This window comes from Devosia sp. YIM 151766 (assembly GCF_030285925.1).
GTDB lineage: Bacteria > Pseudomonadota > Alphaproteobacteria > Rhizobiales > Devosiaceae > Devosia.
In genome coordinates this window covers 739,648-758,066 of sequence record NZ_CP127251.1, presented here as the reverse complement: position 1 = coordinate 758,066, position 18,419 = coordinate 739,648, and the positions used below count along the sequence as shown (strand labels likewise).

At 63.5% G+C, this 18,419-nt stretch carries 22 protein-coding genes; 5 read left to right on the top strand and 17 right to left on the bottom strand.

Going from position 1 to position 18,419, the window contains the following annotated elements:
* Positions 1–66: 66 nt before the first annotated feature.
* The 10 genes from O9Z70_RS03645 to mbhE all read right to left on the bottom strand — a co-directional run bounded on the left by O9Z70_RS03645 (position 67) and on the right by mbhE (position 7,776).
* Positions 67–576 (bottom strand): DUF6456 domain-containing protein, encoded by a 510-nt coding sequence (locus tag O9Z70_RS03645; protein ID WP_286021138.1) that lies wholly within the window; start codon positions 574–576, stop codon positions 67–69.
* Positions 569–919, bottom strand: a complete 351-nt coding sequence (locus O9Z70_RS03640) for a helix-turn-helix domain-containing protein (protein ID WP_286021137.1) — start codon at positions 917–919, stop codon at positions 569–571. Before O9Z70_RS03640 ends, O9Z70_RS03645 begins: the two co-directional genes overlap by 8 nt.
* Positions 920–1,314: 395 nt before the next feature.
* Complete coding sequence (locus tag O9Z70_RS03635; RefSeq protein WP_286021136.1) at positions 1,315–1,737, bottom strand: Ros/MucR family transcriptional regulator; 423 nt, start codon at positions 1,735–1,737, stop codon at positions 1,315–1,317.
* Between the two features lie 126 nt (positions 1,738–1,863).
* Positions 1,864–2,220, bottom strand: coding sequence for a monovalent cation/H(+) antiporter subunit G (mnhG, locus tag O9Z70_RS03630; RefSeq protein ID WP_286021135.1), 357 nt, complete (start codon positions 2,218–2,220; stop codon positions 1,864–1,866).
* Complete coding sequence (locus tag O9Z70_RS03625) at positions 2,220–2,513, bottom strand: MrpF/PhaF family protein (RefSeq protein ID WP_286021134.1); 294 nt, start codon at positions 2,511–2,513, stop codon at positions 2,220–2,222. Before O9Z70_RS03625 ends, mnhG begins: the two co-directional genes overlap by 1 nt.
* Entirely contained in the window at positions 2,510–2,989 is a 480-nt protein-coding gene (locus tag O9Z70_RS03620; protein WP_286021133.1) for a Na+/H+ antiporter subunit E, read from the bottom strand. Before O9Z70_RS03620 ends, O9Z70_RS03625 begins: the two co-directional genes overlap by 4 nt.
* Complete coding sequence (locus O9Z70_RS03615; RefSeq protein WP_286021132.1) at positions 2,986–4,572, bottom strand: proton-conducting transporter transmembrane domain-containing protein; 1,587 nt, start codon at positions 4,570–4,572, stop codon at positions 2,986–2,988. Before O9Z70_RS03615 ends, O9Z70_RS03620 begins: the two co-directional genes overlap by 4 nt.
* A gap of 1 nt (position 4,573) precedes the next feature.
* Complete coding sequence (locus O9Z70_RS03610) at positions 4,574–4,951, bottom strand: Na+/H+ antiporter subunit C (RefSeq protein WP_286021131.1); 378 nt, start codon at positions 4,949–4,951, stop codon at positions 4,574–4,576.
* Positions 4,952–5,377, bottom strand: a complete 426-nt coding sequence (locus tag O9Z70_RS03605) for an MnhB domain-containing protein (protein WP_286021130.1) — start codon at positions 5,375–5,377, stop codon at positions 4,952–4,954.
* Complete coding sequence (mbhE, locus tag O9Z70_RS03600) at positions 5,374–7,776, bottom strand: hydrogen gas-evolving membrane-bound hydrogenase subunit E (RefSeq protein ID WP_353057811.1); 2,403 nt, start codon at positions 7,774–7,776, stop codon at positions 5,374–5,376. The genes O9Z70_RS03605 and mbhE overlap by 4 nt, the downstream gene beginning before the upstream one ends.
* A 213-nt stretch (positions 7,777–7,989) precedes the next feature.
* Here mbhE and O9Z70_RS03595 point away from each other — a divergent pair, with 213 nt between their 5' ends.
* A complete protein-coding gene (locus O9Z70_RS03595) occupies positions 7,990–10,071 on the top strand; it encodes a S9 family peptidase (RefSeq protein ID WP_286021129.1) in 2,082 nt (693 codons plus the stop codon).
* Positions 10,072–10,172: 101 nt separating this feature from the next.
* Complete coding sequence (locus O9Z70_RS03590) at positions 10,173–10,781, top strand: superoxide dismutase (protein WP_286021128.1); 609 nt, start codon at positions 10,173–10,175, stop codon at positions 10,779–10,781.
* 51 nt (positions 10,782–10,832) lie between these two features.
* On the opposite strand, the gene O9Z70_RS03585 is transcribed toward O9Z70_RS03590, so the two are convergent.
* On the bottom strand, positions 10,833–11,219 hold the full coding sequence (locus O9Z70_RS03585; protein WP_286021127.1) for a YbaN family protein: 387 nt from the start codon (positions 11,217–11,219) through the stop codon (positions 10,833–10,835).
* 208 nt (positions 11,220–11,427) lie between these two features.
* Between O9Z70_RS03585 and O9Z70_RS03580 the strand changes: the two genes are divergently transcribed.
* Entirely contained in the window at positions 11,428–11,979 is a 552-nt protein-coding gene (locus O9Z70_RS03580) for a response regulator (RefSeq protein ID WP_286021126.1), read from the top strand.
* Positions 11,980–11,997: 18 nt separating this feature from the next.
* On the opposite strand, the gene O9Z70_RS03575 is transcribed toward O9Z70_RS03580, so the two are convergent.
* On the bottom strand, positions 11,998–12,549 hold the full coding sequence (locus O9Z70_RS03575; RefSeq protein WP_286021125.1) for a hypothetical protein: 552 nt from the start codon (positions 12,547–12,549) through the stop codon (positions 11,998–12,000).
* Position 12,550: 1 nt separating this feature from the next.
* A complete protein-coding gene (locus O9Z70_RS03570) occupies positions 12,551–14,059 on the bottom strand; it encodes a helicase HerA-like domain-containing protein (RefSeq protein WP_286021124.1) in 1,509 nt (502 codons plus the stop codon).
* 159 nt (positions 14,060–14,218) lie between these two features.
* Between O9Z70_RS03570 and O9Z70_RS03565 the strand changes: the two genes are divergently transcribed.
* Positions 14,219–14,626, top strand: a complete 408-nt coding sequence (locus O9Z70_RS03565; protein ID WP_286021123.1) for an MbcA/ParS/Xre antitoxin family protein — start codon at positions 14,219–14,221, stop codon at positions 14,624–14,626.
* Positions 14,627–14,634: 8 nt separating this feature from the next.
* The gene (locus tag O9Z70_RS03560; protein WP_286021122.1) at positions 14,635–15,318 is read left to right on the top strand and encodes an RES family NAD+ phosphorylase; all 684 of its coding nucleotides are present in this window, start codon (positions 14,635–14,637) and stop codon (positions 15,316–15,318) included.
* Between the two features lie 184 nt (positions 15,319–15,502).
* Here the strand turns inward: O9Z70_RS03560 and O9Z70_RS03555 are convergent, their stop codons facing one another.
* The 4 genes from O9Z70_RS03555 to O9Z70_RS03540 form a co-directional block, all read right to left on the bottom strand.
* Positions 15,503–16,510, bottom strand: a complete 1,008-nt coding sequence (locus O9Z70_RS03555; protein WP_286021121.1) for an asparaginase — start codon at positions 16,508–16,510, stop codon at positions 15,503–15,505.
* 107 nt (positions 16,511–16,617) lie between these two features.
* Positions 16,618–16,956, bottom strand: coding sequence for an SH3 domain-containing protein (locus O9Z70_RS03550; RefSeq protein WP_286021120.1), 339 nt, complete (start codon positions 16,954–16,956; stop codon positions 16,618–16,620).
* Positions 16,957–17,065: 109 nt separating this feature from the next.
* On the bottom strand, positions 17,066–17,398 hold the full coding sequence (rhaM, locus tag O9Z70_RS03545) for an L-rhamnose mutarotase (RefSeq protein ID WP_286021119.1): 333 nt from the start codon (positions 17,396–17,398) through the stop codon (positions 17,066–17,068).
* Entirely contained in the window at positions 17,395–18,396 is a 1,002-nt protein-coding gene (locus O9Z70_RS03540; RefSeq protein ID WP_286021118.1) for an ABC transporter permease, read from the bottom strand. The genes rhaM and O9Z70_RS03540 overlap by 4 nt, the downstream gene beginning before the upstream one ends.
* Positions 18,397–18,419 lie beyond the last annotated feature (23 nt).

The following is an 18,419-nucleotide window of genomic DNA, read 5'->3' as shown; positions in this document are numbered from 1 at the left end:
GATCTCGAATGCTCCAGCGGCATATCACAACCGCACGGCCGGCAATCATTACCAACGCTTACATCGTTAATTTGCCGGTTCGGGGAACATGGGCGGACGTTCGGGCAGCCAGGCCCGCATGGAGCCATTGCCCCGCCCCGCCGCCAGTTCCGTCAGGCCCATGATCACCGCCAATTGCTCCAGCCCGATTCTGAGCACCAGCTTGGCGCTGCGGCGCGGCCAGCCGCGATCCAGTTCGATCTGCTGCAAGCCTTTGTCGAAGCCGCATATATCGGTCAGCATGTCCCAGCAATCGCGCGGCATGCGTCGGGCCAGCGCGTTGAGCAACCGCCGCGCCTCGATGGCGCTGTCCGCCAACTCCCCTTGCCGGGGACGCTCGCTCCGACCCCCGATCCGCGCCGCATCATAGGACATGGTCACCCGTTGCATCATTCGCGCCCGGTTGAAAAGCCGCGCCAGCCGCCGCGCCGCCTCCAGGTGATGCGGGGCCAGGAAGGGTTCTCCGCCGCCATTCGATGCCAGCCGCAAGACGGCTTCGGGCGCGGGATCGCCGCGGCGCGCCGCCGACTCAGCCACGGGTCCGGTCCTCATGGTTTTCCAGCAAGGCTTCAAGCCGGCTGACATCCGCCTCGAAATCGGGATCTTCCCGCAGGTCTTCGATGAGCGCGCAGGCATGCGAGACTGTTGTCCTATCCCGTCCAAAGGCCAGACCGATCGCCGTAAAGTTTTGTCTCAAAATCACATGGGTCAGATACATGGCCAATTGCCGGGCCAGAGCGGCTTCCGCCCGGCAGCGAGAACTGTTAAACAACAATGATTTGGGAATGCCCTTTTCGCGAGCGACAAGCTCGGCGACGCGCTCCGCCGGGGGAATGGCGAAAATGGCGTCCCGAGCGCCAGAAACGAAACCGATATTCATGAATAGCTCCGATCAGAATAGGACATTATTCCTAAATCTTGCGCGAAGGCTACCCACCCGGGGATAAGTCCGTTTTCCGATTTTTATGACGGTTCATTTCAGCGGGAGCGCTCGCCTCCCGAGGGGCTGAAAAAGTAAAGGCCGCCCCGAAGGACGGCCTTTACGACAGAGTGCAGCGCTTATGGTTCGCTATCGCCTCTTTCTTGGATCGTTACTCTCGTGCTCGATGCGAGGACCCTTGCGGCCACCCCATAAACAAAAAACCCTCGCGTCAGGCGCGAGGGTGATGAGCAGGGTTTAGGCCGATCTCTTGGCCGCTCGGTCCATATGCGATAGCCCCGCCCATTGAGGCTGCGGGAGCGAACGTCACCGCCGCCGTGAACAGGCGAGACGCTTTAACTGGCCTTGCGGCCCAGCCCGTTGGCCTTGGCCAGCTTGGAACGCGTAGCCGAATAGCTGGGCGCCACCATGGGGTAATCGGCAGGCAGGCCCCATTTCTCGCGATATTCTTCGGGCGAGAGATTGTAGTGGGTGCGCAGATGGCGCTTGAGCGACTTGAACTTCTTCCCGTCTTCCAGGCAGATGATGAAATCTGGCGAGATCGACTTGCGAATAGGCACAGCCGGCTTCAATTCCTCGACGGGCGCGGGCGTTTCATTGTTCTTGAGGCCACGCAAAGCCCCATGCACTTCGGCGATCAGCCGGGTCAGGTCGCCCGGGCTGACAGCATTGTGGCTGACATAGGCGGAGACAATTTCGGTGCTGAGCTCGATCAAGTCGGCTTCAGCATTTGCGAGCGCGCCGATATCGTCGTTCATTTTTTCAACCTTCCAATTTTTCTTATTTGGCGGGAAGCAAGGAGCGGGCTTCCACCTTCATCGTTTACTATGGCGATTTTTGGCCACAGGCAAGCCTATACTAACCAAGATCAAAACCAAGTAACACTATTTCTGGGCAGAATTTTGTTCTGCATTTTTATTAATGTCATCGATAACAGTACGTTTATCCGGCCTATATCCGGCAAGATGACTGGCGCGCGCCAATAGATGGGCGGACAATGGTGTAGTCAGCAACAGGAAGATGATGCCAATCAAGGCTCTGACGGAAACCGACGAATCCTGTTCCACCAAGGCCACGGCCACCAGAATCAATCCGCCGCCGACAGCCCCGGCCTTGGACGCCGCATGCATGCGCGTATAGAGGTCCGGCAGGCGAACCACGCCGATGGTCGCGATCAGGGTGAATATCGCGCCCAGCAGCAGCATTATTCCCCCGGCATAGACGGCTAGATTGGCCAGCATCACATGTCTCCGCCGCTCTGCGCCCGCAACAGGATGTAACGCGCCAGCGCTATGGTGGCGAGGAAACCCAGCAAGGCCAGGGCAATGGCGATATCGAGATAGAGCGCCAGGCCCGTGCGCACCGCAATGGCGCCGATAAAACCCATGGCCACCAAGGTCAGCAGGTCCAATGCCAGCACGCGATCCGATAAAGTGGGGCCGATGATTATGCGCGCCAGCGTCAGCAGCAGGGCCAGGGTCAGCAAGGCCAGCGAGATGAGACTGACCCAATCGATGAACTGGTCGGGACTCATTGGAACACCTCCAGCACCTTCTTCTCGAAGCCGTTCTTGATTTCGGCAATCATGGCGTCGCGATCGCCCAGGCTTAGCGTATGCACATAGAGCAGCGACCTGTCCGGCGAGAGATCGACGCTGAGTGTGCCCGGCGTCAGCGTAATCAGATTGGCGAGCAAGGTGATCTGCGCATCCGATTGCACCGTCAGCGGCACGGCGACGATCGCCGGCTCTATGACCTTGTCCATGTCGGGGCGCAGCACGATCAGCGCCACGCGGATGGCGCTGGCCAGCAATTCGTAGAGGAACAGCAGGGTGAGCGAGAGCGCGCGCCGCAGCTTGCGCCAGCCGCCGCGGCCGGTCAGCGAATGCCGCAACAACAACGCCGCCACAAGGCCGATAACGCCTCCGAACAAGAGGTTGAGGCCGGAGAAAGAGCCGGTTATCGCCGCCCAGATCAGCGCCAATATGACCACGAGGGAGGCTGTGGTCATGGCGCGCTCCCCGCAAGCCCGGTAGCGGCGATGTAGCGCGCCGGCTCGACAATGTCCTGCGCGCCGCTCCGGGCGCTGTCCAGCAGCGGCGCCGGCCACAATCCGGCCAACACGATCCCGGCCGTCAGCACTGAAGCCGCCCCCAGACCCAAGCGAGCGCGTCCGTCCAGCGGCAGCAATTGTTGCTGCAAGTGCTCGGAGACTTCGCCTTCCGGGCCGGAGCGCCAGAATATGTGGGACCAGAGCCGCGTTCCGGCGATGAGCGTCAGCACGGCGTTGACCAGCAAGGCGATGACGAGGCCGGAGCCTATCCAATCGCCGGCCAGGCCCGCCGCCATGCCGGCTTCGAGCAGCAGCAATTTGGGCCAGAAGCCCAGAAAGGGCGGCACGCCGGCGCTGGCCAGCACCAGGACGAAAAACAGCACTGAAAGCGGCGCGCTGGCGGCATAGAACCCGCCCATCTGCCGCGTATCGGTGGTGCCGCTGCGCTTCTCGACCAGGCCGGCCACCATGTAGAGCGCCGACATGACCAGGATGGCGTGCAGGATATATAGCCCGGAGCCGGCAATACCGGTGGGGGTCGGAAGCGTCAGCCCCACCATCACCGCGCCGATGCCGCCGATGACGATGAAGCCGATGGCGCGGCGCAGATTGGTCTCGGCGATGGCCCCGAGCGGCGCCAGCAGCAGCGTCGCGATGGCCAGAAACGCCAATACCGGCTCCAGCAGGTCGCGGCTTGCCGGCAATATCGCCACCAAAGCGCGCAGCATGGCATAGGCGCCGACCTTGGTGAGCAAGCCGGCAAACAGCGCCGATATGGCGGCGGGCGGGGTGTGATAGGAGGCCGGCAGCCAGGCATTGAGCGGAAACGCCGCCGCCTTGATGCCGAAGGCCAGCAGCAGCAGCGCCGCCACGCCGGCCATGGCCCCCGGATGGGCCATCGGCGCCACCCGCATGATATCGGCCATGTTGAGGGTGCCCAGCAGGCCATAGAGCAGGCCGAGGGAGAGGAGGAACAGCGTCGTGGCGAGGAAGTTGAGGAAGCCGTATTTCACCGCGCCATCGAGCTGCATGGGCCGGCCGCCCTGCACGATCAGCCCGAACGAGGCGATCAGCATGACCTCGAACCACACATAAAGGTTGAACAGGTCGCCAGTGAGGAAAGCCCCGGTCACCCCGGCGAGCAGCAACAGCACCAGGGAATGGAAGCCGTCCCCGGCATCGGCCTCGCCGCGGTCCAGTTCCGCATAGAGCAGGATGAACAGCGTCACCACCGCAGCGGCCAGGGCGAAAGTGGCGCCGAAAATGTCGGCGGTAAGGCTGATGCCGAAAGGCGGCAGCCATCTGCCCATGGTCATGCTGACCGGCCCATGGGCAAGGATGTCCAGCAGCAGCGTGATTTCGCAGGCGATGATGGCGACGACCACGATGAGCGCGCCGATCAGCGGCGGGGTCTGGCTGCGCCGCAACATGAGCAGGGCCGCCGCCCCCATCAGGGCGAGAACGATGGGCAGCACGATGACCCAGTCGGCCACGGGGATGGACGTGTCGATCATGGCGAGCGGCAGGTCTATTGCTTCCATGTCAATAACTCAGCGGCGGCTGCGGAGCGCGTTCGGGCTCGGCCAGGCGCATATTATCGGTATTGTCGGCATCCAGGCTTTGATAGGCGCGGAAGGCCAGGACCAGCAGGAAGCTGAACATGGAAAAGCCGATGACGATGGCGGTGAGGATCAGCGCCTGCGGCAGCGGATTGGCGATCGGGCCTGCCGGCGCATCGAGACCGGGCGGCACGATGGGGGCGATGCCGCGCGTCACCCGTCCGGCGGTGAAAATCAACAGGTTCACGCCATTGCCGAAAATGGTCATGCCGATCAGCATGCGGATGACCGAGCGCGACAGCAGCAGGTAGATTCCTATGGCCATGAACAGGCCGACCAGGGCGGCAAGCACATATTCCATCTAGAGATCCTCCTCGCTGTCGCCGTCCAGCGACAGCGCGACCGACGAAAGGGTGCCGAAAACCACGAAATAGACGCCCAGATCGAAAAACAGCGGCGTCGAGAGCGGCACGACGCTCTCGCCGATATCGAGATAGAGCCAGATACTGGTCATGAACGGCGCCCGGATGAACAGGCTGAGCAGGCCCGAGGCGGCGGCCAGGAATACCCCGAAGCCGGCAATGGCAAGCGGCTCGACCTTCAGCGCCTCGCGCACATGCTGCACGCCCGAGGCCATGCCGAAGACGGCGATGGCCGAGGCGGCGATCAGCCCGCCGATAAAGCCGCCGCCCGGCTCGTTGTGGCCACGCAGGCAGACATAGAAGGAAAAGACCAGCATGACGGCCACGATCAGCGGCGCGATGGTGCGGAAGATCACCGTATTCATGGCGCCGCCTTTCTCGTCCGCGGCGCCGGTTCCGGCGTGCCGGCGCCCCGTTTCCGCCGCCGCAACAATGCCAGGATGGCGATGCCGGCGCCCATGACCACGGAAATCTCGCCCAGCGTGTCGAAGCCGCGATAGTCGACCAGGATGACATTGACGATATTGTGCCCATGGGCGATGGGCGCGCTGGTCGCGGCAAACAGGTCCGACAGGCGCGTATCGAGCGTCCCGTTCAGCACCAGCATCAGCAAAAGACTGATTCCCGCGCCGCAGACCACTGCGATGGTGCCGTCCCGCGCCCAGTCCTCGAACGGCCTCGGATCGCGGGCATCGAGCCGCAAGCGCGTCATGACGAAGGTGAGGATGACCACCGACAGCACTTCCACCATGAGTTGGGTGAAGGCCAGGTCGGGCGCGCCGAACAACAGGAAGACCAGCGCCAGCGCCGCCCCCTGGACGCCCATGGACAGGATGGCGATCAGCCGGGTCGGCGCCGCCAGCACCGCCAGGAGGCCGGCAATCGCCAGCACGATGACGCCCCATTCATGCGGCTGCATGGCCGGCAGGACCAGGCGTTTGGACCAGTCGCCCAGATCGGTCGCCGGCACGATCCAGTCGAGCCCGCCCCAGGCCAGCATCGGCCCGAACAGCGCCAATGCCAAAGCCAAAAAGAGCAGGACCAGATAGAGTTCCAGCCGGCCGTGATGCAGGAACCGCGTGACCGCGCCGGAAAAGCGGATCAGGCCGAACATGCAAATGTCGAAGACCGTGTCGGCGGTCCAGCCCAGCCCGTTGTCGAAGCGGCGCAGCAGGGTGCGAATGGTATCCGCCTGGCGATAGACCGCAATGCCCAGGGCCCAGGTCAGCGCCGAGAGCCACAGCACCGGGGCGGAAAAGTCCAGCGCCAGCGTCAGATGGCTGTCCACCTCCCGTTGCAGGATCGCGCCAGCGCCGGGCGCCAGCACGTCCTGGCCGAGCCAGTCCGGCAGGATGCCGGCCACGATGCCCGCCGCGCCCAGCAGCATCGGCCCGGCCAGCATGGCGATCGGCGCCTCGTGCGGCGCTTTCGGCGTGGGAAGGGCTTCCCCGAGAAACGGCCGGATCATCACCAGCAGCGCCACGCCGGCCAGCATGGCATTGCCGGCCACGAGCACGATCAGCACGACCAGGCTCAGCCAGTCGGCGCTGATCAGGCCGAGATACATCTCTTCCTTGGCGAAATAGCCGGCGGTCAGCGGCAGGCCGATCATCGAAAGCGCCGCCAGGGCCGCGCCGATAAAGGTCACCGGCATCTTGTCGGCCAATCCGCTCAACCCGGTGATGTCGCGGGTTCCGGTGCCGTGATCGACGGCGCCCACCACCATGAACAATCCGGCCTTGTAGCAGGCATGCGCCACGAAATAGATCACCATGGCGCCAATCGCGGCGTCGCTGCCCAACCCGATCAGCAGCACGAGCAGGCCCAGCGATGCGATGGTCGTTTGCGCCAGCATCTGCTTGAGGTCGGTCTGCTTGAGCGCCCCCAGCGCGCCCCAGATCAGCGTCACGCCGCCAAAGGCCACCAAGAGGCCCATCCAGGCCGAGGTGCCGCCCAGCACCGGGTTCAGGCGCGCCAGCAGATAGATTCCGGCCTGTACCATGGTGGCCGAGTGCAGGAAGGCCGATACCGGCGTCGCCGCTTCCATGGCATTGGGCAGCCAGAAATGCAGCGGAAATTGCGCCGATTTGGTGAAAGCCGCGCCGAGGAAACAGGTCAGAACCAGCCCATAAAGCGCATGGTCCCGCAGCAGATCGCCCATGGCGCGCAGGGCGCTCATCTCCCAGCTTCCGGCCAATTGCTGCACCGCGATGGCGCCCGCCAGCAGGAACATGCCGCCGATATTGGTGATGACCAGCGCCTGGATGGCGCCGCGCCGCGCTGCCTGCCGCATATGATCGAAACCGATCAGCAGGAACGAGGTCACCGAGGTCAGTTCCCAGAAGAGGAACAGCACCAGCAGGCTATCGGCCAGCACCAGTCCCAGCATGGCGCCCATGAAGGCGAGCATGAAGCCCAGGAAGCGGCCCTGATGCGGATGCCCGGCGAGATAAGCGCCCGAATAGAGCACGATCAGCGTGCCGATGCCGGAAATGGTCAATGCGAAGACCATGCTCAGCCCATCGATGAAAAAGCTGAGATTCAGATCGTAGGCCGGCACCCATTCGATCTGCGCCGCCACCTGGCCGCCGCCGATGACGATATCGGCAAAGCTCAGCAGATAGACGAAGATCGCGGCGGGTATCGCCGCCAGCAGCCAGCCGGAAAAACGCCCGGCATAGCGGTGGATGAGCGGCGCCAGCATCGCCGCCAGGAATGGCGCGACGGCGACAAGCGCAATACCGGTCTGCGTGGATGGCCCCAAACCCGCCAATCCTCTCCCGCCTAGGTGATTCAGTGAATTTCGTCGCGGCGAACCTTACCGGATGAAGGGGTGGCGACAAGCCAAATCGGCCCCTATGCGACCATTTGAGTAGGCGTTTTCAACTGTTTCCGGGGCTGGCAAAGCGGCGCGGCGCAGCCTATGTGCTTCAGAGCCTTCCCCTGCGGTTCCGCCGCGCCCCCCTGCGGAGACATCATGACCACGGCCAAGCCCCCCGTCGCCAAGCGCGTTGCCCATACGCATATTCACCACGCTGTCGAGCGCAGCGACCCCTATGCCTGGCTGCGGGCCGACAATTGGCAGGAAGTGATGCAGAAGCCGGAAACGCTCGATCCGGAGATTCGCGCCTATCTCGACGCCGAGAACGATTATTACGAAGCCCGGTTCGGCCAGCCGACGGCAGAGTTGCAGGACGCGATCTATAGGGAAATCCGCGGGCGCATCAAGGAAGACGATAGCGGCGTCCCCGCCCCCGATGGGCCATGGGCCTATAATACCCGCATGCTGGAGGGAAAGCAGTATCCGCAGATCGTCCGCACGCCAAGGAATGGCGGCGACGAGACCGTCCTGCTCGACTGCAATGTGGAGGCGGGCGACGAGTATTTCGGCTTTGCCGGCGCCAGCCATGACCCGTCCCACCGCATTCTCGCCTGGGCCGCCGATCGGGCCGGCTCGGAATATTACGACATCGTGCTGCGCGATCTCGCCACCGGCAAGGACAGCGACGAGGTGATCCGGGAAACCGCCGGCTCCTATGTCTGGTCCAATGACAGCCGCTCGATCTACTATACCGAATATGATGACAATCACCGCCCCTACCGCATCCGTCGCCACGAGATCGGCACCGAGCAAGCGGCGGACCCGGTCATCTATGAGGAACAGGATTCCGGTTTCTTCGTCGGCATCGGCAAGACCCTGTCGGATAAATTCCTGGTCATCGACGCCCATGATCACCAGACCAGCGAAATCTGGCTGATCGATGCCGACAAGGGCGGCGAGCCGCGCCTCGTCGCGCCCCGCCTCACCGACCGCGAATATGAAATCGATGAGCGCGACGGCGTCCTCTATATCCGCACCAATGCCGATGGCGCCGAAGACTACAAGATCGTTACCGCGCCGACCGACAATCCCGGCGCCGAAAACTGGACCGATCTGCTGCCCCATCGCGAAGGCGTGCTGGTTCTCGACATTGCGCTGCTCAAGAACCACATGCTGCGCCTCGAACGCGAAGACGGGCTGCCGCGCATCGTCGCCCGCGATCTGCGCAGCGGCAAGGAGGAAATCGTTCGCTTCGCGGAAGAAGCCTATTCGCTGGGCATGGCGACCGGCTACGAATTCGATACCAGCGTTTTCCGCCTGACCTATTCCTCGCCGACAACGCCGAGCCAGGTGTTCGACATCGATCTCGAAACCGGCGCGCGTACCCTGCTCAAGACCCAGGAAGTGCCCTCGGGACACGATCCGGCCGCTTACGAGACGCGACGTCTGTTCGCCGAGGCGGATGACGGCGAGCAGGTCCCCGTCACCCTGCTCTATCGCAAGGGCATCGAGCTGAATGGCGCCAATCCCGCTTTGCTCTATGGTTATGGCGCCTATGGCATGTCGATGCCGGCGGCGTTCTCGGTCTCGGTCCTGTCGCTGGTCGATCGCGGCTTCGTCTATGCCGTGGCCCATATCCGGGGCGGCATGGAAAAGGGCTATCGCTGGTACAGGCAGGGCCGGCGCGAGCACAAATCCAACACCTTCACCGATTTCATCGCCGCCGCCGAAATGCTGATTGCCGAGGGCTATACCGCCAAGGGCAGGATCGTCGCCCAGGGCGGCTCCGCCGGCGGCATGCTGATGGGGGCCATCGCCAATATGCGGCCCGATCTATGGGGCGGCATCATCGCCCAGGTGCCTTTTGTCGACGTGCTCAATACCATGCTCGACGACACATTGCCCCTCACCCCGCCGGAATGGCCTGAATGGGGCAATCCGATCACCTCGCCGGACGATTACCGCCGCATCGCCGCCTATGCGCCCTATGAAGCGGTCAGCGCCCAGGCCTATCCGCCGATCCTGGCGCTGGCCGGTCTCACCGATCCGCGGGTCACCTATTGGGAACCGGCCAAATGGGTGGCCAAGCTCCGGGCAACCAAGTCGGGCGACGCGCCATTATACCTCAAGACCAATATGGGCGCCGGCCATGCCGGTGCTTCCGGTCGCTTCGACCGTCTCAAGGAGACCGCACAGTGCTACGCCTTTGCGATAAAGTCGGCGGGATTGGACACTTAGTTCTCCCGGCGACATTGTTGCGTCAGGGCCATGCGCCTATAAACGTCCACCAATAGCCGGTTCACACCAGCGTCAAACTTTTCCAAGAACGGAGGCTACTTATGACCACTTTCGAACTGCCGCCCCTGCCCTATGCCTATGATGCGCTGGGCGAATACATGTCGGCGGAAACCCTCGAATATCACCACGACAAGCACCATCAGGCCTACGTGACCAATGGCAATAACCTGCTCAAGGATTCCGGTCTGGAAGGCAAGTCGCTGGAAGAGATCGTCAAGCAGAGCTTCGGCACCAATGCCGGCCTCTTCAACAATGCCGGCCAGCACTACAACCACCTGCATTTCTGGAACTGGATGAAGCCCAATGGCGGCGGCAAGTCGCTGCCGGGCAAGCTCCAGGCGGCCATCGACGCCGATCTGGGCGGCTATGACAAGTTCCGCGCCGATTTCCTCCAGGCTGGCACCACCCAGTTCGGGTCCGGCTGGGCCTGGCTCTCGGTCGGCAAGGACGGCAAGCTCGAAGTCACCAAGACCCCGAACGGCGAATCCCCGCTGGTTCATGGCGGCAAGCCGATTCTGGGCGTCGATGTGTGGGAGCATTCCTATTATATCGACTACCGCAATGCCCGCCCGAAATATCTCGAAGCCTTCGTCGACAATCTCGTCAACTGGGACTATGTCGAAAAGCTCTATGGCGAGGCGACCGCCTGATCTCGGCGCATTTGCAGATTATCCGGCGGCGGGAGCGATCCCGCCGTTTTTTTATTCCGCCCGAACCCTGCGCGCGGTCCCGGCATTGGGGCGCGACAGCACGAAGGCGGCGCTGCCGCCCATGAAGGCGGAGCCGGCCAGCCAGAGCCAATAGCCGGGCTTGGCCCCGATCCAGAAAAAGACGATGCCCAGGGCGATGCCGCTACAGGCCAGGACCTTGGACCGGGGTGAGATGGCGCCGCTATCGCGCCAGTCGCGAATGACCGGGCCGAACCGGCGATGGTTCAGCAGCCAGTTTTCGAGGCGTGGCGACGAGCGGGCAAAGAACCAGGTCGCCATGATGAGGAAGATCGTCGTCGGCATCAGCGGCAGGAAGGCGCCGATAATGCCAAGGGCCAGCATGACAAGGCCGGCCATCAGGTAAATGGGTCTCAACATTCCCGCCACCGCGCCGAAAGCAAAGATTGCCCCAATCAATCAGCTGCCGGCGCCTGGTGCAATCGGCACTCTGCCGCATGTCTGGCGCCCTGCGGAAATCCCCGTCGCCATTTACTGTTTTAGCGATCTCTCTTGAGAACCGGAACTCCCCGCTTCAATCCGCCGTTGGGCCATGTTAACGAAACCTTTACCAAAAGAGGGATCGTCAGTGACCGCAACCGGCAAGAGAATTGCCATTCTGGCCGCAAATCCGGCCCTTACCGCCGTGTTGACCATGGTGGTTGCCGGCGACTCACGCCTGCGGGTTCGCCCCTTCGAGAGCGAGGCGGAGCTGTTCGCCTATATGCGCATCGCCCCGCTGGACATGCTGGTGGTGGATTTCGACCGCGAGGGCCGTCCGGCCTATGAGATGGTCGAGGCCATCCGGCTGGACCCGTCCTGCGTCTCGCGTGAACTGCCGGTCATCGCCTTGACCCGCGCCATCACCCCGCCCATGCGCCAGCAGGCGATCAGCGCCGGCATCGATGAAGTGGTGGTCAAGCCGATGTCGCCGCGCCATCTGCTGCAACGGGTGCAGGCGCGGCTGATCAATCGCAGCGTCGTCGGCGCCCTCGGCTTCGGCTATCGCGGCCCCGAACGGCGGGACCGCGTCCCCATGCCGCCCATGCGCCACAAGCCGGCCCGCCGCTTCACCGACAATGTCGTGCCGCTCTTCCCCGACCGCCGGGCCAAACGGCCGGAACTGGGACCGCTGGCTTAAACCGACACCCGGACCGCGCTACCGCCGCTGCTCGCCGACCCAGACCACCTTGTTCCACAAATCCTCGACATTGTCGGCGAACTGGATATGGCGGTCATATCCCGGCAGGGCCGGCGCCATCACGTCGACGGCAAAGCCGCGCACCGCCTCGAAGGCGCGGTTCCGGTTCAGCATCACCACCGGCAAGCGCGCGGCTCCGGCCCAGGACCGGAACATCGCTGTCGCCGAAGCCAGCGAACCGGGCAGGCCCACCAATACCGAGGCATTGGCCGCCAGATAGGCCTGCCGATTTTCGGCACCGGCCAGCATTCTGACCGGTATGCCGGCCAGGGCGGACGGCAGGGCGATGCCGTCATCGACCAGCACTTCCACCACGCCCCCGGCGGTCCGCGCCGCGGTGATCAGCGGCACCGGGATGGCGCCATCGTCCGCGAGGCACAGAATCCGGGCGCCCTTGCGGGCGAAGACCCGTCCCACTTCGCTCATCAGGTTGGCGCGTTCCGGGTCGCCCGGCCCCCTGTCCGAAGCGAAGATCGCGATAACGGGCCCGTCATGCGCCAATGCCGTCATATCAGCGCCGCCCCTTGATGCCGCCGAGAATGCCGCGCACCAATTCGCGGCCCAGCGTATTGGCGACGGTGCGGACGAAGGAGGTCGTCGCGGCTTCCACCGGGGTCTGCCGGGTGCTGCGACGGGGTGCGGCGGCCTTTGCGGCCCGTTCGCGCTCCTTGGCCTGCCGCTCGGCTTCGGCGCGCTGCTCGGCCTCATAGCGGCTGCGCTCGTCTTCGAGCTGCTTGTCGCGCGCCCGCTTTTGCAGGATTTCGTAAGCCGATTCCCGGTCGATAATCGTGTCGTAAAGGCCGCCGACCGGCGAAGCGGCCATGATCGCCTCGCGTTCCGCCGGGCTGATCGGCCCGACCTGCGCCGAGGGCGGGCGGATGAAGGTGCGGCCGACCATGGAGGGCACCCCTTTGTCTTCCAGCACCGAAACCAGCGCCTCGCCGATCCCCAGCTGGGTGATCGCCTCGGCGGTCGAAAAGGCAGGATTGGGCCGGAACGTATCGGCCGCCACCCTCACCGCCTTCTGCTCGCGCGGCGTATAGGCGCGCAGCGCATGCTGAACGCGATTGGCCAGCTGCGCCAGCACGCTTTCGGGAATGTCGACGGGGTTCTGGGTGACGAAATAGACGCCCACGCCCTTGGAGCGGATGAGCTTGACCACCTGCTCGACCTTGTCGATCAGCGCCTTGGGCGCCCCGTCGAACAGCAGATGCGCCTCGTCGAAGAAGAAGACCAGCTTCGGCTTGTCCGGATCGCCCACTTCCGGCAATTCCTCGAACAATTCCGACAGCAGCCACAGGAGGAAGGTCGCATAGAGCCGGGGCGATTGCATCAATTGGTCCGCCGCCAGGATGGAGACGAAGCCGCGCCCGTCGACGTCCTTCCGCATCAGGTCGGCGATCTCCAGCGCCCGCTCGCCGAAGAAATTATCCGCCCCCTGCTGGTCCAGCACTAGCAGCGCCCGCTGGATAGCGCCGATGGAGGCGGTGGTCACATTGCCGTAACGCCCGGAAATCTCCTTGGCCCGCTCCTGCAGATCGGCCAGCAAGGCGCGCAGGTCCTTGAGATCGAGCAGCAGCAATCCTTCCTCGTCGGCCACACGGAAGGCAATGTTCAAGACGCCTTCCTGAATATCGTTGAGGTCGAGGATGCGGCTCAAAAGCACCGGGCCCATTTCCGAAATGGTGGCGCGCACCGGGTGTCCCTGCTTGCCGAACAGGTCCCAGAACATCGTCGGATAGACATCGTCCCGGAAATCGTCGAAGCCGATCTCGCCGGCGCGCTGGCTCTGCCAGTCCTGAGCCTTGCCCATCTTGCCGATACCCGAAAGGTCGCCCTTGATGTCGGCGGCAAAGACCGGCACGCCGGCCGCCGAAAACCCTTCGGCCAGCACTTGCAGGCTCACCGTCTTGCCGGTGCCGGTGGCCCCGGTGATCAGGCCATGGCGGTTGGCATATTTGAGGTTGAGATATTCCGGCCGCTCGCTGGTTCCGAGAAAAATCTTGCCGTCAACGAGCATACCGACCACCTGTCCTGAACCGACTCGTCCCGTTATAGCCGCCGGCCCCGGTGCCGAACAAGCAAAGCCGTCCACCAGCCGGGCGATTGCCGGTAACGCGCCTTACACCTTGCCATTTGGCAGTTTATGTTCTATTTTACGCCAAAAGGATACTTCACCATGCTGCTGGAACTGCCGCGCACCCATGCCAATCCGGAAATTCCCCGCATCACCGATGCGGAGGCGGCGGCCATGGTGCGCGCGGTCATCCGCCTGTTCGAGCGCTGGCAGATATCCGACGCCCAGGCCCGGGACATTCTCGGCGGCCTGGCCGCCCGCACCTATGCCCGCTGGAAGGCCGGCGAGACCGGCCGCATCGACCGCGACCTGGCCACCCGCCTCTCCCTGCTCATGGGTATCCACAAGGGGCTGCGCTATCTGTTCTCCGATCCCGAGCGCGGCTATGCCTGGGTGAAAAAGCCCAATCCGCTTTTCGATGGCAGCAGTCCCGTCGACGTCATGGCGGCGGGCGATATCTTCTCGCTGGCCCGCGTCCGCTCCTGGCTGGATGCCGAGCGCGGCGGCTGATGGTCCCGATGCCGGAACTCGCTTCGGTCCGCTGGCCCAAGGCCTATCGGCTGATCCGCTCGATCTATCCGCCCATCGACCTGTTCGAGGACATTGCCGATCCCAGCGACTGGGAGGCGCTGGCCTCCGCCGAGGCCAAGACCAATCCGCGCTTGTGGCAACATCTCGGCCGGCTCGATCTGGTGCCCGTGGAGCGCCGGGTCAGCGGGCCAGGCGCCAGCTATCTCATGGCCCCCTTCGTCCATGTCAGCCACGACAGGCCGGGCCGGTTCACCGATGGCAGTTATGGCGTGTTCAGCGTCGGCGACCGGGAGGAGGTCTCGATCCGCGAAGTGGCCCACCACCACGCAAAAGTCATGCGCAGCACCGATGAGCCGCCGGGCTGGACCTCGCAATTCCGCATGCTGGTCACCAGCCTCGATCTCCAGTTGCATGATGCAAGGCCGTTCGGGGCATGTCATGACCCCGACGATTATTCCCCATCGCAAGCGCTAGCCCGCCAGTTGCGCAATGCAGGCAGTAATGGCGTCCTCTATCGCAGCATACGCTCGCCCGGCGGCGAATGCGCCGCCCTGTTCTGGCCAGACCTCATGCCGGCCCCGGTCCAGGCCGATCACTACGATTTTCACTGGGACGGCAGCCGTGTCGACCGCATCCGCAATTGCGGTTCCCAAGCGATTTTCGCGCTTTAGATTGCTTGGCGCGCACCTTCTCCCCCCATCCCCGCGGTGACGGGCGGTGGTTCGCTGAAGCCATAGCGTTTCATGCCTGCTCTGAATCAGCAGATCCCACAGGTCATTCCCGCATTCGCGGGGATGACACGGTGGAAGGCGACGCGCATGGACCCGTAACGTTTCAGCTTAAACGCGAACCGCCCTAAATCGCTTCCCGCACCGCCCGCAATTCGCCGACCGCATTGCCGCGCACATTCTTGATCGGTTGCCGCACGAATTGCTCCAGCACGGCGCGTTGTGCCGCGTCCGGGTCGGCATATTTCAGCAGCAGCGCCGCCACCATCACATGGCTGGCCGCCATATTGCCGTCGTCGCATTTGAGCGCATAACCCCAGCCCTTGTGCCGGATCGCGCCGCATTGCACGCCTTCGGCCCCGCCCTTCTGCATGACGCGGCCCTTGAACGCCGCCATGACCAGCGTATCGAGATGTCCGGTGCCGGCCACCAGATGCGGGTGGCTGGTCGCGGCATCGAACAAGGCCTGCGCTCCCGCCGCCTGCCGCTCATCGAGATGCCGGCCCGTGGCCATGCGCGCAAAGCCGAGGGCCCAGGCCCGCAGCGGTGCGGCCCAGGTCGGAATCGAGCAGCCATCAATGCCGCAGCGATCCTCGCTCAATTTTTCGCCGACCACCCGTTCCACCGCGTCGCGCACCGCCTGCTGCACCGCGTGCTCGCGCTCCACATAGCCAGGTGTCGGCACGCCCATGGCCAGGGCGACGCTCAGCATGCCCGAATGCTTGCCCGAGCAATTATTATGCAGCGGGCTCGGCGGCTGCCCTTCTGCCCGCAGCGCCTCGCGCGCCTTGCTATTGGTGGGCATATGCGCGCCGCATTCGAGATCGGCGGCCGACAATCCCATGCGGCCAAGGAAATGGGCGACGCCGGAGACATGCTCGTCCTCGCCATGATGCGAGGCACAGGCAAGCGCCAGTTCTTCTTGGCTGTGGTGGAACTTTTCTTCCGCATGCCGGTCGAAAATCGCCAGCGCCTGCATGGACTTGATCGCCGAACGCGGAAAGACCGGTCGCTCGGTATCGCCGCCGGAGGCGATCACCGCCCCCTCGGCGTCAACCAGTATGAAGGCGCCGCGATGGCGGTTTTCCACCCAATTGCCGCGCAGGGCTTCGGCGAGAACAGGATTGGCATGCATGAAAAAAACTCCGGCCCGTACTGTCCCTGTGGAACAGCGCGGCACCGGAAAAGTCAACATGCATGGAAGGATGGTCGAGCTTTACTCAAGACGTCCGCATAGGCGGATCAGATATCCCAGTCATGAGCGGGAGTCAGATAGCGGGCATTGACCCAGCCCTTGGTGTGGCTGCGCGCGACGAGGCACCAATCCGAGCTGTTCTGCACTTCGATACAGCGCTCCACCCAGACATGCGCGCCCGGCGCCAGCGCCCCGACCTGCTGCGAATAGCTGGCCGGCCATTTACGGACATTGAGCTTGTCCCAATGGGCCACGCCGGTCACCTGTGCCAGATTATCGACCTGATAGCCGGCAGCCATGGCCGGTTGCACCGCGAAAGCCGCCGCCGCGGTCACGATCAGACCGCACAAAGTGGCAACCAGAACTTTTCCCTGCGACTTGTTCATTTCAATTATCCCCCTGGAGCGTCATCGTGGGGACAATCTAGCCGGCCGGCTTTGAACTCACCCTGAGAGCGCCGTTCAGATTGGGTTCATGAAGAACCCATTGCGGAATTCACTTCATCCAGAAAACCGGGGTCAGGTCGGTCGAGACCGGCTCGTTCTTGTCGTTGGTGGCCATGATATCGGCCATATGCGCCCACCAGCGTTGCATCACCTCGGTATCGGGCAGGCTGTCCATATGATGATCCAGGCGCCGCCAGAGCACGCCGAACAGCGTATTGGTCTCCTCGTCGAGATGGATCGAATAATCCTTCACCCCCGCCTCGTGCAGCAAGTCGACCAGTTCGGGGAAAATCTCGTCGTGGCGCTTCTTGTATTCCGCCGCCATGCCGGGATTGAGATGCATCTTGAAGGCGTGTTTTTCGTAATCATTGTCCACGATCATGCGCGGCGTTCCTTCCACATGCGCCACAGGATGGGCAGCGCGATCACCACGATCAGCAGCGAGCCGGTAAAGATCGACATGACGATGCCCGGCACGTTGAGCAGGCCCAGCCCGAAGGTCACGAGGCCGATGATCAGCGCCGCCAGCACCACGCCGATGATCGAGCCGGCGCCGCCCAGAATGGACACGCCGCCCAGCACCACCATGGTGATGACTTCCAATTCGAACCCCTGGGCTATGGAGGGCCGGGTCGAGCCCAGCCGCGCCGTCAGCAAGACGGCGGCGATGCCGCTCATCAGCCCGGTCAGGCAGAACAGCACGAACTTGATGCGATCCACCCGCACGCCGGAAAATTGCGCCGCCACCGCATTATTGCCGATGGCGAAGATGCGACGGCCGAAAACGGTATGGTGCAGCAGCACGTAGAAGATGATCGCCGCCACGACGAACAGTACCAGCTCGAACGAGATCACCCAAAACACATAACCCTGCCCGAACCAGGCGAAATCCTTGGGATAGCCTTTGAAGCTCTGGTCCCCCAGGACGATATAGGCGATGCCGCGAAACAGGCTCATCGTGCCGATGGTCACCACGATCGATGGCAGTTTCAGCCCGGTCACCAGGAAACCGTTAAACGCCCCGCAAAGTATGCCGACGCCGATTCCCACCGCCACCAGCATGGGCGTATCGGCGCCATATTGCAGCGCCAGGCCCATCAGGGTGGAGGCCAGCGCGATGATCGAGGCCACCGACAGGTCGATCTCGCCGGTAATGATCACCAGCGCCATGGCCAGGGCGATCAGCGCCTTTTCGGTGAAATTGAAGGTGAGGTCGGACAGGCTCCAGGCATTGAGGAAATAGGGCGAGGCGAAGCTGTTGGCGATGAAAATGCCCAAAGCCACCAGAACCAGCAGGCTCTCCCAACTCATCAAGGCCGATTTCAGCGGCTGGTCGAGCCGGTCCGGCAGGCGGCGGCCATTTGCGGGAATGTCGGTCATGGCCTGGCTCCAGTCGGGGGCGG